Genomic DNA, 15,596 nt, shown 5'->3' with positions numbered 1-15,596 from the left:
GCAAACATTGTCATTACGGAGATCCATGCATGGCTGCCACACCTTTCACACTGCCCTTTTCGCTGCGCCCGTGCGCGCTGGCCATCGCCCTCGCCTGCCTGGGCGCTTCTTTTTCCGCGCAGGCACAGGAGGCCAATGCGGCCAATACCGCCGATAACGCCGGCACCATCCTGGAATCCATCCAGGTCAGCAGCAATCTGCTGGGCACCAGCATGGCCGCCAGCACGAAGAATTTCGCGGGCGCACGCACCGTGGTGCAAAAGGATGACATCGAGAACTCGGGCGCGACCAGCCTCAGCGACGTGATGCGCCGCATTCCCGGCGTGCAGATCAGCGACAACTCGGGCAGCGCCGGCAGCGCCATTTCACTGAACATCGGCGTGCGCGGCCTGGCCGGACGCTATTCGCCGCGCAGCACGGTCTTGCTGGACGGCATCCCGATGTCGGTGGCGCCGTATGGCCAGCCGCAACTGTCATTCGCACCCGTCAGCCTGGCCAATGTCGAGACGGTCGACGTGGTGCGCGGCGGCGGCGCCGTGCGCTTCGGCCCGCAAAACGTGGGCGGCATCATCAACTTCAAGACACGCCGCGTGCCCACCACGCCAGGCATCACGGGCGACGCCACCGTGCGCTACAACTCGTACAGCGAAGTGGGCCACAATACGCAGGCCAGTGTCTTTGCCGGCACCCAGCTCGACAGCGGCCTGGGCCTGGCGGTGCTGTATTCCGGCATCCGCGGCAGCGACTGGCGCGTGGGCAGCGATGAAAAAGTCAACGATTTCGCCCTGAAATTCCGCTACGACCTGAGCCCGACGGCCGAGGTATACGCCAAGCTGTCCTACTACGATGTGACGTCGCGCACGCCGGGCGGCCTGACCGCCGCCCAGTACAAGCAGGACCCGTTCCAGAACACGCGCCCGACCGATTACTGGAGCGGCGAGCGCAAGGCCTTCGACATCGGCTACCTGAACGCCATTTCCAGCACGCAGGAATTCGAAGTGCGCGCCTATTACAACAAGAGCTCGCGCGAAAGCACCCTGATCAACACTGGCCGCACGGGCCTGGGCCGCCAGCCGCGCAACTATGAAACGACGGCCATCGAGCCGCGCTACACGCAGCGCTTCACGACCGGCAAGGTATCGCAGGACATCACCGTCGGCTATCGCTACCTGGCCGAACGGGCCGACGAAACCATCTACAACATCGTCATTGCCAGCGGTGTAAAGCAAAAGCCGACGCGCTTCGCCGACAATTCCACCGATGCGCAAGCCGTGTATATCGATGACAAGATCGCCATCGATGCCTGGCGCATCACGCCCGGCGTGCGCTACGAACACATCAAGACGGAACGCTTCAACCACTTGCCGGCCGACCAGAAGATCGAGTTGCTCAACAACAAGGCCCTGCCTTCGCTGAACGTGGCGTACTTGCTCAACAACAACGTGACCCTGTTCAGCAACTACAACAGCTCGTTTGGCGCCGTGCAAAACACGCAGCTGAACTCGCAATCGGACAAGAATCCGCTGCAACCGGAACTGGCCAAGACGGCCGAACTGGGCGCGCGCTGGAAGAGTAGCCAGCTGTCGGCCGAAGCGACCTTGTTCAACATCAAGTTCGACAACCAGATCCAGTCCGTCGGCAGCGGCGAAAGCGCCGTCTTCTACAACGTGGGCGCCACGCATCACCGGGGCCTGGAAACGGCCATCGACTACCATTTCGACAAGTCCGGCCCGCTGGCCGGATTGAATGCCTACGCCACCTACACCTATACGAAGGCGACCTTGCAGGATGGCGTAAACGCGGGCAATGACGTGCCCTTCTATTCGCGCAACACGGATACCGTCGGCGCCCACTACCAGCTGGGCGCCTGGGGCTTCGATTTGTCGAGCAACCATCAGAGCCGCCAGTTCGCCGACGAAGCCAACACCGTGGCGGAAAACCCGGCCGGCAACCTGGGCGTCATTCCCGGCTTCCGCACCTGGAACACGCAAGTGAAATGGAAAGTGCCGGGCCAGGCGGGCCTGGAGCTGGTCGCCGGCGTCAACAACCTGAGCGACAAACGCTACTTCACGCGCACATCGGACGGCAACCTGGGCAAGATGGTGGGTGCGCCGCGCATGGTCTACCTGCAGGGCCGCCTGGCGTTCTGACCTGATTGCTGCCTCCGCCTATCGAGTCGATAGGCGAGGGCGCACGCTTGCTGCACGCAAAAACCTGCACCATTGTTGTAATGGTGCAGGTTTTTTTACACCCCCGATGTCACAAAAATTCTTTGCTGCAAGCACGCTGCAGGCCGCATTCGCTGTGGGGAAAAATTGCAGCTGGGCCTGGGCTTGCTGGGTTTCATGGTGCGCCGCAAGGCAGCCGCCTGAATCTGAAAAGCCGTCGCGCAACAGCCGCTCCGCCGCCTGACCAGGCGGCTTTTTTCATGGGAAAACGGGAGCATCACATCAGTAAATGTTGCCAAGAAGAATTAAATTGACGCTACAATAGCGGGGTATCAAGCAATGCCAAGCATCGCTCCGCCAGGGCCCCTACCCCGCCCTGATCATCAGCACGCATTTTTTGAACAGGATGACTGGCGCTGCCGGGCCCGATCGCGCTCCCGGCACGGCCACCACACACGCACCATGTCCGCAGAAAAAACCATTACCGAAACGAGTTCCTACGGCAAGGAAACGCCCGTAGGGCGTCCTGACATCGATGGCCGCGCCGGCATTTTCGTGCCCACGGCGGAATTTGACATCAACAACACCACCATCCGCAAGGGCGCGGGCATTGTCGGCTTCGGCAACCTCGATGGCACCCTGACCGTATATTTCGAAGCGAACCGCTTCGACGAAAGCAATCTGCACAAGTGGGAACACAAGGCGCGCAAGGCGTATGACCGCATGGTCATGGGCGCGCCCACGGTGTCGAAAGCGAAAATCGATGCGCGCATGCTGGAACAGGTCGGCATCATCGATGGCATGGGCATCAATCTCAAGCACCCGGAACGCCTGACGCACTGGCTGGCGATCTCGAACGTGCCGGACACGGCGCCGGAAGAGCCGGTGGTGCGCTGGAAAAACCGCTAAGTAATCCTCAGGAAATTATTGTGAAGTTATGACGAACAGAACCGGATGCTATGCAAGGCGCCCACTGCGACGCAGTGCGAGCACTGCTAGCAGTGGGCAACGCCGCAGAGCGCCGGTTATGGAAGTCAGAAATCGCAATAATTTATTGGGGGTTACTCTGGCAGCCGGAGAGCGAGGCGGGGCGCCAGGCACGAGGTGTTGTCCTACATGGCGGCGGACATTCATCCGATGCCCAAAGGCATCAACTCATCCTATGATGAAAGCCTGACCACACCTCACACCACTCAGGAGTACGACATGTCTCGCCTCATCCCGATCAGCTTTGGCGCCTTGCAAATAGGTCTGGCAGCGGCGGCGATGTACATCCTGTGTTCGGCGGACGTGCTGCACCAGGGTTCGGTTTATTTCCACTAATAAAATGACAAAGCCGGGCAAGCAACGCTTGTCCGGCTTTGTCCTGCATGCAAGTGCAATAGTCTAGCGGCGGCCGTGGTAGCGTCCATGCCCGCCCCAGCCGCCGCGATGTCCACCGTAGCGCCCAAAGCCGAACATGAAGTCCAGCCCGATCGTCACGGGCGGATTGTAATAATACGGTTGCGGCGCGTACACGGGCGCCGGCACATATACGGGTTGCTGCACGTACACCGGCTGCTGCTGTTGCACGTACACGGGTTCATTCGTGTATTCCACGCGCGGTGCACTCATCACGCGGCCCGACTGCACCGGCTCGGACGAGACCGTATGCCATTCATAGGGATTGTAGGCCCCCTGCGGCGCGCGCGAACCGTAATATGCGGGACCGGGGGGTGCCACGGCGCAGCCACCCAGGGCGGCCAGCGAAATTACTGCCAACAGGGTTTTCATTGCAATTCTCCTCGAGTACCAATTCCATGTACTACCTTAATTAAGTACTATAAGAAATTACGTCGAGCTTTGCTGCGCTTTTACCGATTGTTACACGCCGACGCACGCCGCAACATGAAATGTGGCAAAGCCGCCACAAGCCACTCGTGCGGCATGTTTCCTCAAATAAACGGAATCGCGCACGTATCGATGGCCTTGCCGGCCGCATCGTAGCGCTGCACGCACACCTGGTAGCGCACGCCGTAATCGAGCTCGACCTGCTCGACCTTGCCATACTTCAATTTCCAGCTGGGCTGCACCTGTTGCCGGCCAGCCAGCGCGGCCACATCCTGCGGAATCGCCATCGCCGTTTGCGTCTCGCCCTGGCGCGCATCCTGGCGCCGCGCCACGTCGGTCGATACGCTCACGGCCAGGTCCACGCCGCCGTCCACATAGCTCAGCGTGGGCGCGCTGCGCTGCGCCCGCATCACGCCCCAGGCGCAAGGCTTGCCGCCGGCCTCGCATTGCTTCAATTGCGCCAGTGGAAAATATTCAGGGGCAATCTTGCCATCCTTGATGGGCCAGCTGGTGCGCACGCCGTCGCGCTTGCCCGTCAGGGGATTATCCCAGCTCAGGCTATTGACGACGGCCACGGTCTGCCCCGCCTGCAAGCCCACGGGCGTGCCCAGCGATGCGCAGGCGGAAAGCAGCAAGCCGCTGGCGGCCAGGGAAAAAAGTGTCAGGATGCGCTGCATGGTAGGCCTCTTGTAATGGGAGATCCCGAAGGTATATTTCGAGGGTAACAGAATCGGCGGCGACAGTGCCGTTGGCTGGCGCACATAACAGTACGGGCGGCACCCTTGCAGGCGCCGCCCGTAGCGGATATGGCCATGCAGGGAGCCCCGCTCCCTGCAATACGTGGATCAGTCCAGCTTCCAGGCGTAGTCAACCTTGGTCCAGGTTTGCGCTGCGGCGCCATCCTTGGTGCCCGGCTTGAACTTGCACGCGGACAGGGCCTTGATGGCGGCCTTGTCCAGGTTCTTAAAGCCGCTGCTCTTGTCGACTTTCGAATCGGCAACAGTACCATCGGCATTGACCAGGAAAGACATCGACACGGTGCCCTGCTCTTCGTTCATCAGCGAGGCTTTCGGATAGTCGGCCTTGCAGTTCTTGGCATCGAACGACGCCGGCACCTCGGCAGCAAAGGCCGCGGAAGAAACGAACACCAGCAAGGCTGCTGCAACACTCATAAAACGCTTATTCTCAAACATGTGCTTCCCCATGATTATCAGATACGGTAATTACAATTTCCGGTGCGCTGTTGACCGCGCTTAAAACTCTTCCCACTCGTCATTGCTGCCGGCGCCTGCCGCCTTGCGTGGCGCCGCGGCGGCCACGGGAGCGGCCGCTTCCGCCTTGCGGGTCAGCGACTTCACCGGGCGCAATGCCGCTGCCGGCTTGCGCACGGCCACTGGTGCGGCGGCCACGGGAGCCGGCACATACGCTGCCGGCTTCTCTTCGCCTTCGACCAGTTTGAAGATGCTGACCACGTGGGCCAGTTCGGCCGCCTGGTCTTGCAAACTTTGCGCCGCGGCGGCTGCCTGCTCCACCAGGGCGGCATTTTGCTGCGTCATGCCATCCATCTCGATGATCGACAGGTTGACCTGTTCGATGCCGGCGCTTTGTTCCTGGCTGGCACTGGCGATCTCGCTCATGATGTCGGTCACGCGGCGCACGCTGTCGACCACTTCGCCCATCGTCACGCCAGCCTGGCCGACCAGGCGCGTGCCCCGTTCCGTTTTCTCGGCCGAATCGTCGATGAGGATCTTGATTTCTTTCGCCGCGCCAGCGGAGCGCTGGGCCAGGTTGCGCACTTCCGACGCCACCACGGCAAAGCCGCGGCCTTGCTCGCCGGCACGTGCCGCTTCCACGGCCGCGTTCAGCGCCAGGATGTTGGTCTGGAAGGCGATGCCATCGATCACGCCAATGATGTCGACAATCTTCTTCGCCGACTCATTGATCGAGCTCATGGTGTCAACCACTTGCGACACCACGGAGCCGCCCTTGATGGCGACATCCGAAGCGGTGGCGGCCAGCTTGTTGGCTTCCCGCGCATTGTCCGCATTCTGTTTCACGGTCGAGGTCAGCTCTTCCATCGCCGACGCCGTTTTTTCCAGCGCGCTGGCCTGCATTTCCGTACGCGACGACAGGTCGATATTGCCGTCGGCAATTTCACGCGAGGCCGTGCCGATGGTTTCCGTACCGACGCGCACCTGGCCGACGATGCCCACCAGGCTGTTGCGCATTTCCTTCATTTCCGCCAGCAGGCTGGAGGTATCGGAAGGCTGCGTGTGGATGCCGATCGACAGGTCGCCATTGGCGATGCTGCCGGCGATCGATGCCGTGTAGTCCGGTTCGCCGCCCAGCTGTTTCAGCAGGCCGCGGGTAATCACCAGTGCCGCTGCCACGCCCATCGCCACGGCCAGTACGCCGAGGATGATCATGAACAGGCGCGCGCTGTCGAAGGCCTTGCGGGCGTCCGATTGCATCTGCTCATTGAGCTTGTCTTCCAGCACGGCCAGCTGCTCCAGCGCTTCCATCCATTTTTTCTGTACCGGGCGGATTTCCTTGATCATCACGCGCGTGGCGCCTTCCGCATCGTTGGCCATCCACAGCGCGGATGCCTTGGCGATGGCCGGCATGGCGGCGGCTTCATATTCCTTGATCGAGGCCAGCAGGGCTTTTTCTTCAGGAGTCGACTCGACGGCGAATTTCTCTTCGAGCTTCTTCTGCGTTTCCTGATAGGTGCTGGTCTGCGTCTTGATACGCGCCATTTCAGGTTCCATATCGCCCGCATCGGTCATCAGGGTCAGGATGCGCAGCGAAGTGATGCGGTCGCTGACGTTGCCACGCATGTCGATCACCAGGCGGGTGACGACGTTGTTGACATTGATCACGTGATCGAGACGTTCCTGGATTTGCGCCATGCGCGCGATGCCGAGGACGGTCACGGCCACCAGCAGAACCAGTACCAGGGCGAAACCCAGGCCCAGGCGGGTACCAACCTTCATTTTTGCTAAATTCATTTCGGCTCTTCGTAAATGAAACTATTGATAAGAATTTTGCCCGGCACGACAAGACGAAGGCTGCGTAACACCGGTATCCGCCCTTACCCATTGGTATGCTGGCGGTCTCCGGCCGCACGCAGCCTGGGGTACTTCCTGGTCTACAACAGCCCTGAAAACGCCAGTGACTGCGAATGCAAATTTGTTCCACACACTGAATTTTTGACACCGTTGATGTGAGATCAACATCAAACATTCATATGAGAAATATTTGTCTATAATCAATTATAGGTGTAAATTTTGCCTCAAAGCAAGCAATAAGTACCTGAATAAATAGCTGATTAACTTTCTTCGGGGAAATGGCAACAATGCCGTTTCTTGCCCCTTAGAAATGCCCCACGACAGTGCGGGCGTGCGCCGAAACAGCGCATTTACAACACATGGCATAGCCGGTGACATCGTTTTGGGAAAGGTACTCAGAGGAAGGGGTGGTGCGGACAATACCACTGCGCCGGGGCAGCGGTATAGACAACTTGGATCAGCGGTCCCAGCTGCAATACATCATATAGGTGTGGCTGTCCGTGCCGAAGACAAAGATGCTCCAGATGGCACCCAAGCGACCAGCCACGATGCCCTGGCCCGATGATACCAATTGATACCAGTACGGCTCGCTGCCCAGCAGTTCGGCCAGTTCGCCCTCGAAACCATCATATAAACGGGCGTCGAGCGGCTCACGGTCGGCCTCGTTCGTCGGGAGCAAGCGCTCGAGCAGCCACTGGCGCGGCGTGCACAAGGCACCGCTGCATATCATGCTTTCGATCGGCTGCAGGCGCATGCCGTCCGGCGGCAGCTTCAGCGTGCGGCACAGCGCGTCAAGCGACGCCTGCGGCGCGATGGGCCCCAGATACTCGCAAAGAAACAGACTGCCATCATCCTTCAGCGCGGTGACGGCTTGCAGGTAGCCATGCAACTGCTGTGCATGGGCGTGGCAGTCGCCGCGCATCAGGCAGGCAAGGACAAGCGCGCCGCCGCTTCCAGCAGCAAACGCGGGTCGCCCGAAGCCAGCTTCTTCGAATCCGACAAGGTCTGGCGGAAGCCGCGCGCGCCGGGCAGGTTCTGCATCAGGCCCAGCATGTGGCGCGTGACGCTATTCAGTTTCAAGCGCCCCGCTTCTTTTTCCAGCTGCGCGCTGATATACGGAATCATCGCTTCGAGCACCTGTTCGCGCGTTTTGACGGGAGCGTCGTCGCCGTAGTAGCGCTGGTCGAACTGCGCCATCACATACGGGTTGTGGTACGCCTCGCGGCCCAGCATGACGCCGTCCAGGTGCTGCAGGTGCAGGTCGATCTCGTCGGGCGTCTTGATGCCGCCATTGATGATGAACTCGAACTGGGGAAAATCACGCTTCAAGCGGTAGGCATAGTCATACTTGAGGGGCGGCACTTCGCGGTTCTCCTTCGGGCTCAGGCCTTTCAGGATGGCGTTGCGCGCATGCACGATAAACGTCTTGCAGCCGGCGTCGGCCACGGTGCCGACGAAGTCGCGCACGAAGTCGTACGATTCGCTGTCATCGATGCCGATGCGGTGTTTCACCGTGACGTCGATATCGACCACGTCGCGCATGGCTTTCACGCAGTCGGCCACCAGTTGCGGCTCGGCCATCAGGCAAGCGCCAAACGCGCCCTTTTGCACGCGCTCGGACGGGCAGCCGCAGTTCAGATTGACTTCGTCGTAGCCCCACTGCTGGCCCAGCTTGGCGCTGGTGGCCAGGTCCTTCGGATCGCTGCCGCCTAGCTGCAGCGCCACCGGATGCTCTTCCTCGTTGAAGCGCAAATGGCGCTCCACGTCGCCGTATACCAGCGCGCCCGTCGTCACCATCTCGGTGTAGAGCCAGGTGTGGCGCGTGATTTCGCGGTGGAACTTGCGGCAATGGCGGTCGGTCCAGTCCATCATCGGGGCAACGGACAGGCGGCGGGAAGGCAAAGAAGAGGAAGTCATGGTGTCTACAAAAAAACAGGAGCTGCAAATGACAAACCCGCTGCGCGCCTCACCAGTGATGGTGACGCGGCGCAGCGGGCCGGGAGCGGCATGGCCCGCAGGCCATGCTCTACAACAGATTACGAATCACGCGACGCTTTTTTACGCTCGTGCTCTTTCAGGAAGCGCTTGCGCAGACGGATCGATTTAGGCGTGATTTCCACCAGTTCGTCGTCCTCGATGAATTCGACTGCGTATTCCAGCGACATCTGAATTGGCGGTACCAGGCGCACCGCTTCGTCGGTACCCGACGAACGCACGTTGGTCAGCTGCTTGCCCTTGATCGGGTTGACGACCAGGTCGTTGTCGCGCGAGTGGATACCGATGACCATGCCTTCGTAGACTGGGTCATTGTGCGACACGAACATGCGGCCGCGGTCTTGCAGTTTCCAGATAGCGTAGGCAACAGCAGCGCCGTCATCTTGCGAGATCAGCACGCCGTTACGACGGCCAGCCATTTCGCCACGGGTGTTGTCGACTGGCGCGTATTCATGGAATACGTGGCTCATCAGGCCGGTGCCGCGGGTCAGGGTCATGAATTCGCCCTGGAAGCCGATCAGGCCACGCGCCGGGATCAGGTACTCGAGACGCACGCGGCCCTTGCCATCCGATTCCATGTTTTGCAGGTCGCCACGACGACGGCCCAGTTCTTCCATGACGCCGCCCTGGTTGACTTCTTCCACGTCAACCGACAGGTTTTCAAACGGCTCGTGGCGCACGCCATCGACCATTTTGAAGACCACGCGTGGACGCGAAACGGCCAGCTCGAAGCCTTCGCGACGCATGTTTTCGATCAGAATCGTCAGGTGCAGCTCGCCGCGGCCCGATACTTCAAAGATCGTGTCGTCGTCGGTTGGTGCCACGCGCAGAGCAACGTTGGCTTTCAATTCTTTTTCCAGACGGTCACGCAGTTGACGCGAGGTAACAAACTTGCCTTCGCGGCCAGCCAGTGGCGAGTTGTTGACCATGAAGTTCATGGTCAGGGTCGGCTCGTCGACGGTCAGCATAGGCAGCGCTTCTGGAGTATCCACTGCGCACAGGGTCGAACCGATGCCGATTTCGTCGATACCGTTGATCAGGCAGATGTCGCCGGCGACGGCTTCGTCCACCAGCACGCGCTCCAGGCCCTTGAAGTTCAGCACCTGGTTGATGCGGCCTTTGATTGGCGTGGCGCCTGGGCCATTGATGACCAGCACGTCCTGGCCGACCTTGACGGTACCGCGGTTGACGCGGCCAATGCCGATCTTGCCGACGTACGACGAGTAGTCCAGCGAGGTGATCTGCATTTGCAGCGGGCCTTCAGGATTGTCGTCGCGTACTGGAACGTGTTCCAGGATGGCGTCAAACATCGGCTTCATGTCGCCGCCGCGCACGTCTTCGGTCAGGCCGGCGTAGCCGTTCAGGCCCGAAGCGTAAATGATAGGGAAGTCCAGTTGTTCGTCGGTAGCGCCCAGCTTGTCGAACAGTTCGAACGTCTGGTTGATGGCCCAGTCCGGACGTGCGCCTGGACGGTCGATCTTGTTGACGATAACGATAGGCTTCAGACCCAGTGCCAGCGCCTTGCGCGTGACGAAACGGGTTTGCGGCATCGGGCCTTCTTGTGCATCGATCAGCAGCAGAACCGAGTCCACCATCGACAGAACACGTTCCACTTCGCCGCCGAAGTCGGCGTGGCCTGGGGTGTCGACGATGTTGATGTGGGTGCCTTCGTACTCAACGGCGCAGTTCTTCGACAGAATCGTAATGCCGCGCTCCTTTTCCAGGTCGTTCGAGTCCATGACTCGGGTGTCGACCGCTTGGTTTTCACGGAAGGTGCCGGACTGGCGCAGCAGCTGATCCACCAGCGTGGTTTTGCCGTGGTCAACGTGGGCGATAATGGCGATATTACGAATTGCGCGTTTTGTATTTGACATGGTCGTAGTAGTTACTGAAAAACTGCGGAGTGCGTACAAGGTGTACGAGATACCCGAATGCTAATCTATTTCCGGAACCGCGTAGTATAGCATGTTGCGTTGCAACGCTATCTAAAAATGCTGGCGGCTCCCGCAGTCGGGGACGATTTGTTTAAAAATGCGACACCGGGTTAGCAGTGTCGCTGATCAATATGACTTACCTATGACTTAACGACACCTGACAAAACCGTAGCGAGCGGAAGTGAGTTGTGGCTAAGAAGCGCAGCTGTGCGCATGCACAGTGAGCATCGCAGGCTGCAAATCACGACGCGCAGTAGGTTTGGTCAGGTGTTCACTGATGCGCGGTGGCGATCAGACGCTCCGGGGCCAGGATGCTGTACTCCTGCAACTGGCCCGTGCCCAGCAGCTTGCTGTCGTGATACACGCGCACACGGCCCGGTTCGGCCGGTACGACGACGTCTTCCTTGCCCAGCGCGATGCGCTGGCCATGCAGGAAACGCTTGGCCAATTCTTCCGTCAGCTGGACGGCGGGAAAGCTCGACAGCAAGGCATCGACGGGCGCCAACAGGCTCAGCGGTTCGGCATGCGCCGTCAATTCGTCGAGCGTGACCACGCCGTCCAACGTCAGGCTGCCCACCTGCGTGCGGCGCAAGGCGTTCAAATGGCCGCCGCAACCGAGGGCATGGCCGATGTCTTCGCCCAGCACGCGGATATACGTGCCTTTGCTGCACATCACGGACAATTTCAGGAACGGGGCGTCATAGCCGAGGAACTCCAGCTTGTGGATGGTCACCGGGCGCGCTTCGCGCTCCAGGGTGATGCCTGCCCTTGCATACTCATATAGGGGCTTGCCGTCCCTTTTCAAGGCCGAGTACATGGGCGGCGTCTGCAGGATAGGCCCGCGGAACTGCGCCAGCACGGCTTCGATCTGCTCGTCGGTGACGTTGACGTCGCGCGTTTCCAGCACTTCGCCTTCCGTGTCGCCCGTATCCGTCGTCTGCCCCAGGTGCACCAGGGTCTCGTAGGTTTTATCGGCTTCCAGCAAGTCCTGCGAGAACTTGGTCGCTTCGCCAAAGCACAGCGGCAGCAAACCCGTGGCGAACGGATCCAGCGTGCCCGTATGGCCCGCCTTCTTCGCGTTCAAGACGCGCTTGGCCTTGATCAGGGCATCGTTGCTGGACCAGCCGACAGGCTTATCCAGGAGCAAGACACCATCGACCAGGTCGCGCACCCGCTTGATGCCGGGCGGCCGCTTACTACCCGCCATGCTCGTCCGCTTCTGGTTTCACATCCGGCTCGGCGTCGGCCGCGCGCGTGGCGTTGGCCTTGTCGATCAGCAAGGACATTTCCATGCCGCGCGAAGTCGAGCTGTCATGCACGAAATGCAGCATCGGCAGGGTGTGGATGTGCAGGCGCTTGCCCAGCAAGCCACGGATGAAGCCAGACGCGGCCATCAGGCCTTCGGTGGTGTTCTTGATGGCTTCCTTGCTGTCTTTCAACATCGTGAAAAACACCTTGGCGTGCGCGTAATCGGGGGTGATCTGCACTTCGGTGATGGTGATCATCGTGCCGACGCGTGGGTCCTTCAATTCGTAGGCGACGATTTCAGCCAGATCGCGCTGGATCTGGTCGGCCACGCGCAAGCCGCGCGCTGGCATGGTTTTGCTATGTTTAGCCATGATTATTATGCTGTCCTAAGTGCCGCAGGGCGCATGGGTCAAACGGTTGCCCGTTGACCAATGCGCCCCACGTGTTTGCGCGGACAACGATATGTCCGCGCCATTACTTCTGTGATTACAGGGTACGAGCGATTTCCTGGACTTCGAACACTTCCAGCGTGTCGCCAACCTGAATGTCGTTGTAGTTCTTCAGCGACAGGCCGCACTCCAGACCGGCGCGAACTTCTTTCGCATCGTCCTTGAAGCGTTTCAGGGAGTCGATCTCGCCACTCCACACCACGATGTTGTTGCGCAACAGGCGGACGGAAGAAGCACGCTTGACCACGCCATCGGTGACCAGGCAACCGGCAATCGCGCCCACTTTCGAGACCAGGATAACCTGGCGGATCTCGACCTGACCGATGACGGTTTCGCGTTTCTCTGGTGCCAACATGCCCGACAACGCCGATTTGATCTCGTCGATCGCATCGTAAATAATGTTGTAGTAGCGAATGTCCACGCCATTCGACTCGGCCAGCTTGCGTGCCTGGGCATCAGCACGGGCGTTAAAGCCGATGATGACCGCTTTCGAGGCGACTGCCAGGTTGACGTCCGATTCCGTGATGCCGCCGACGGCTGCGTGAACGACTTGTACGCGCACTTCGGAGGTCGACAGTTTCTGCAGCGAACCAACCAGCGCTTCTTGCGAACCTTGCACGTCGGTTTTGATGATCAACGGCAAGTTTTTCACTTCGCCTTCGGCCATCTGGTCGAACATGTTTTCCAGTTTCGCAGCTTGCTGCTTGGCCAGTTTCACGTCGCGGAACTTACCTTGACGGAACAGACCGATTTCACGGGCCTTGCGCTCGTCAGCCATGACGACGACTTCTTCACCGGCAACCGGCACTTCCGTCAAGCCCTGGATTTCGACCGGAATCGAAGGACCCGCTTCAGCGATGGACTTGCCGTTCTCGTCCAGCATGGCGCGAACACGGCCATACGAAGAGCCCGCCAGAATCACGTCGCCGCGCTTCAAGGTACCGGACTGCACCAGGATCGTCGCGACAGGACCACGGCCCTTGTCCAGACGTGCCTCGACTACCAGGCCGCGCGCAGGCGCATCGACCGGTGCCGTCAGTTCCAGCACTTCGGCTTGCAACAGCACTTGTTCCAGCAGGTCGTCGATACCTTGACCCGTTTTGGCCGAAACCGGCACGAATGGCGACTCGCCACCGTATTCTTCCGGCACGACTTGTTCTGCGACCAGTTCCTGCGTCACGCGATCCACGTTGCCGCCCGGTTTGTCGACCTTGTTGATCGCCACGACCAGCGGTACGCCAGCTGCTTTCGCATGGGCAATCGCTTCTTTTGTTTGCGGCATCACGCCATCGTCGGCGGCAACCACCAGAATCACGATGTCGGTTGCCTTGGCGCCACGGGCACGCATGGCGGTAAACGCTTCGTGGCCCGGGGTGTCGAGGAAAGTGATCATGCCGCGTGGCGTATCGACGTGGTAAGCGCCGATATGCTGCGTAATCCCGCCCGCTTCGCCGGAGGCAACCTTGGCGCGACGAATATAGTCCAGCAGCGAGGTCTTGCCATGGTCGACGTGACCCATGACGGTGACCACCGGTGCGCGTGGCTTGGTTTCGAAGTGCGCGTGTTCGCCCACATCGGCCAGCAGCGCTTCCGGATCGTCCAGTTCGGCGGCGAACGCCTTGTGGCCCATTTCTTCCACCAGAATCATGGCGGTTTCCTGGTCCAGCACCTGGTTGATCGTGCACATCTGGCCCAATTTCATCAAATGCTTGATGACTTCGGATGCCTTGACGGACATTTTGTGCGCCAGTTCGGCCACGGTGATCGTTTCCGGTACGTGCACGTCTTTGACGACGGCTTCCGTAGGAGCCTGGAAGTTCGATTCACGGTCGTCATGGTGCGTCGGGCGACGGCCCTTCGCGCCACCGCGCCAGCTGTCACGGCCGCCTGGGCCGCTATTGCCGCGTGGCTTGGGACCACCGGTGGTGCCGCGTTTTTTCGCGTCATCGGACCAGGTGGACGACACATTGGCCGACTTGATGGATTTCTTGTCTGCAACAGCAGGCTTCTTGTCGCCCGGCTTGTCGCCAGGTTTCTTGTCAGCAGGCTTGTGCAGGGTGCCTTCCGGCGCCTTCGGCTTGACCGGAACCGGTACGGGTTCAGGTGCCTTGATGGCGCGGCGTGGCGCGTTCATCATGGCCTTGATCTGGGCAACTTCGTCGGCAACGGCCTTGCGTGCACGCTCGGTGGCTTCCGCTTTGTCAGCGGCTTCCTTGGCGGCAACAGCAGCGGCAGCCGCTTTCTTCTTCGCTTCTTCGGCGGCAGCAGCTTTTTTCGCTTCGGCGGCGGCGTCGTCAACGACAGGCGCAGCAGCGCTGGCGGCAGGCGCGGCAGCAGCCTTGGCAGCGGCTTTCTTCGCTTCCGCTTCAGCTTCTTTCTTCGCAGCCAGTTCAGCCTGTTGCGTGGCTTTCGCCTGGGCTTCTTTTTCCGCGTCGAGCTTGGCCAGACGTTCTTGCTTTTCGCGCAGATCGGCTTCCTGGCGGGCGATCAGTTCAGCCTGTTTACGGGCTTCTTCTTCACGGCGCGCCACGTCGGCTGGATCGATCACCGGTGCGGCAGGCGCGACCGGTTCTGCTGCGACCGGCGCAGCTTCGTCACGCTGGACGAAAGTGCGTTTCTTGCGCACTTCCACCTGGATGGTGCGCGATTTGCCGGTTGCGTCAGCTTGCTTGATTTCAGTCGTTTCCTTGCGGGTCACGGTGATTTTTTTCTTTTCTGTGTCAGCCGCTGCGCCGTGTGTGCGGCGCAGATGATCCAAAAGCTTGTCCTTATCATCTTTCGACAATGGATCTGACGTCGAACTTTTCTCGACGCCGGCAGAACGCAGCTGCGTCAGCAGCAAATCTGCAGGCATCTTCAGTTCGGTGGCAAATTGGGCTACGTTGTTACTCGCCATTCAGTCCT

The 15,596-nt window shown here is 60.2% G+C and carries 13 protein-coding genes; 3 read left to right on the top strand and 10 right to left on the bottom strand.

The window, feature by feature from the left end:
- The first annotated feature begins 29 nt into the window (after positions 1–29).
- The 3 genes from IGS58_RS18380 (at position 30) to IGS58_RS18370 (ending at position 3,491) form a co-directional block, all read left to right on the top strand.
- Positions 30–2,150, top strand: a complete 2,121-nt coding sequence (locus IGS58_RS18380) for a TonB-dependent receptor family protein (protein WP_230522317.1) — start codon at positions 30–32, stop codon at positions 2,148–2,150.
- Between the two features lie 480 nt (positions 2,151–2,630).
- A complete protein-coding gene (locus IGS58_RS18375) occupies positions 2,631–3,077 on the top strand; it encodes a hypothetical protein (RefSeq protein ID WP_070257132.1) in 447 nt (148 codons plus the stop codon).
- A 207-nt stretch (positions 3,078–3,284) separates the two neighbouring features.
- Positions 3,285–3,491 (top strand): hypothetical protein, encoded by a 207-nt coding sequence (locus tag IGS58_RS18370; RefSeq protein ID WP_070257130.1) that lies wholly within the window; start codon positions 3,285–3,287, stop codon positions 3,489–3,491.
- 63 nt (positions 3,492–3,554) lie between these two features.
- Here IGS58_RS18370 and IGS58_RS18365 read toward each other — a convergent pair whose 3' ends face one another.
- The 10 genes from IGS58_RS18365 to infB form a co-directional block, all read right to left on the bottom strand.
- Complete coding sequence (locus IGS58_RS18365) at positions 3,555–3,941, bottom strand: hypothetical protein (protein ID WP_070257128.1); 387 nt, start codon at positions 3,939–3,941, stop codon at positions 3,555–3,557.
- A gap of 161 nt (positions 3,942–4,102) precedes the next feature.
- A complete protein-coding gene (locus IGS58_RS18360; RefSeq protein ID WP_070280998.1) occupies positions 4,103–4,675 on the bottom strand; it encodes a hypothetical protein in 573 nt (190 codons plus the stop codon).
- A gap of 168 nt (positions 4,676–4,843) precedes the next feature.
- A complete protein-coding gene (locus tag IGS58_RS18355; RefSeq protein WP_230522316.1) occupies positions 4,844–5,170 on the bottom strand; it encodes an energy transducer TonB in 327 nt (108 codons plus the stop codon).
- Between the two features lie 81 nt (positions 5,171–5,251).
- On the bottom strand, positions 5,252–6,991 hold the full coding sequence (locus IGS58_RS18350) for a methyl-accepting chemotaxis protein (protein ID WP_034782537.1): 1,740 nt from the start codon (positions 6,989–6,991) through the stop codon (positions 5,252–5,254).
- A gap of 532 nt (positions 6,992–7,523) precedes the next feature.
- Positions 7,524–7,988: a hypothetical protein gene (locus IGS58_RS18345; RefSeq protein ID WP_230522314.1), complete on the bottom strand. Its 465-nt coding sequence runs from the start codon at positions 7,986–7,988 to the stop codon at positions 7,524–7,526.
- Positions 7,988–8,983, bottom strand: coding sequence for a tRNA dihydrouridine(20/20a) synthase DusA (gene dusA, locus IGS58_RS18340; protein WP_268989939.1), 996 nt, complete (start codon positions 8,981–8,983; stop codon positions 7,988–7,990). The genes IGS58_RS18345 and dusA overlap by 1 nt, the downstream gene beginning before the upstream one ends.
- 119 nt (positions 8,984–9,102) lie before the next feature.
- The gene (gene typA / locus IGS58_RS18335) at positions 9,103–10,935 is read right to left on the bottom strand and encodes a translational GTPase TypA (protein WP_034782534.1); all 1,833 of its coding nucleotides are present in this window, start codon (positions 10,933–10,935) and stop codon (positions 9,103–9,105) included.
- 331 nt (positions 10,936–11,266) lie between these two features.
- Positions 11,267–12,202, bottom strand: coding sequence for a tRNA pseudouridine(55) synthase TruB (gene truB / locus IGS58_RS18330; protein WP_230522313.1), 936 nt, complete (start codon positions 12,200–12,202; stop codon positions 11,267–11,269).
- Positions 12,192–12,614, bottom strand: coding sequence for a 30S ribosome-binding factor RbfA (gene rbfA, locus IGS58_RS18325; protein WP_230522312.1), 423 nt, complete (start codon positions 12,612–12,614; stop codon positions 12,192–12,194). Before rbfA ends, truB begins: the two co-directional genes overlap by 11 nt.
- Before the next feature lie 115 nt (positions 12,615–12,729).
- Positions 12,730–15,588 (bottom strand): translation initiation factor IF-2, encoded by a 2,859-nt coding sequence (gene infB, locus IGS58_RS18320; protein WP_034760145.1) that lies wholly within the window; start codon positions 15,586–15,588, stop codon positions 12,730–12,732.
- Between the last annotated feature and the right edge of the window lie 8 nt (positions 15,589–15,596).

Origin of the sequence: Janthinobacterium sp. EB271-G4-7A (assembly GCF_020858075.1) — a bacterium.
GTDB lineage: Bacteria > Pseudomonadota > Gammaproteobacteria > Burkholderiales > Burkholderiaceae_D > Janthinobacterium > Janthinobacterium lividum.
Note: the sequence above shows the minus strand (reverse complement) of the source record. Positions and strands in the feature narration are given on the sequence as shown.

Bases quoted from the DNA above. Each gene is read 5' to 3' on its own strand.
- IGS58_RS18345 (WP_230522314.1), bottom strand. From the start codon at position 7,988: ATGCGCGGCGACTGCCACGCCCATGCACAGCAGTTGCATGGCTACCTG.
- IGS58_RS18350 (WP_034782537.1), bottom strand. From the start codon at position 6,991: ATGAAGGTTGGTACCCGCCTGGGCCTGGGTTTCGCCCTGGTACTGGTT.
- typA (WP_034782534.1), bottom strand. From the start codon at position 10,935: ATGTCAAATACAAAACGCGCAATTCGTAATATCGCCATTATCGCCCAC.
- dusA (WP_268989939.1), bottom strand. From the start codon at position 8,983: ATGACTTCCTCTTCTTTGCCTTCCCGCCGCCTGTCCGTTGCCCCGATG.
- IGS58_RS18365 (WP_070257128.1), bottom strand. From the start codon at position 3,941: ATGAAAACCCTGTTGGCAGTAATTTCGCTGGCCGCCCTGGGTGGCTGC.
- IGS58_RS18355 (WP_230522316.1), bottom strand. From the start codon at position 5,170: ATGAGTGTTGCAGCAGCCTTGCTGGTGTTCGTTTCTTCCGCGGCCTTT.
- infB (WP_034760145.1), bottom strand. From the start codon at position 15,588: ATGGCGAGTAACAACGTAGCCCAATTTGCCACCGAACTGAAGATGCCT.
- IGS58_RS18370 (WP_070257130.1), top strand. From the start codon at position 3,285: ATGGCGGCGGACATTCATCCGATGCCCAAAGGCATCAACTCATCCTAT.
- rbfA (WP_230522312.1), bottom strand. From the start codon at position 12,614: ATGGCTAAACATAGCAAAACCATGCCAGCGCGCGGCTTGCGCGTGGCC.
- IGS58_RS18375 (WP_070257132.1), top strand. From the start codon at position 2,631: ATGTCCGCAGAAAAAACCATTACCGAAACGAGTTCCTACGGCAAGGAA.
- IGS58_RS18360 (WP_070280998.1), bottom strand. From the start codon at position 4,675: ATGCAGCGCATCCTGACACTTTTTTCCCTGGCCGCCAGCGGCTTGCTG.
- truB (WP_230522313.1), bottom strand. From the start codon at position 12,202: ATGGCGGGTAGTAAGCGGCCGCCCGGCATCAAGCGGGTGCGCGACCTG.
- IGS58_RS18380 (WP_230522317.1), top strand. From the start codon at position 30: ATGGCTGCCACACCTTTCACACTGCCCTTTTCGCTGCGCCCGTGCGCG.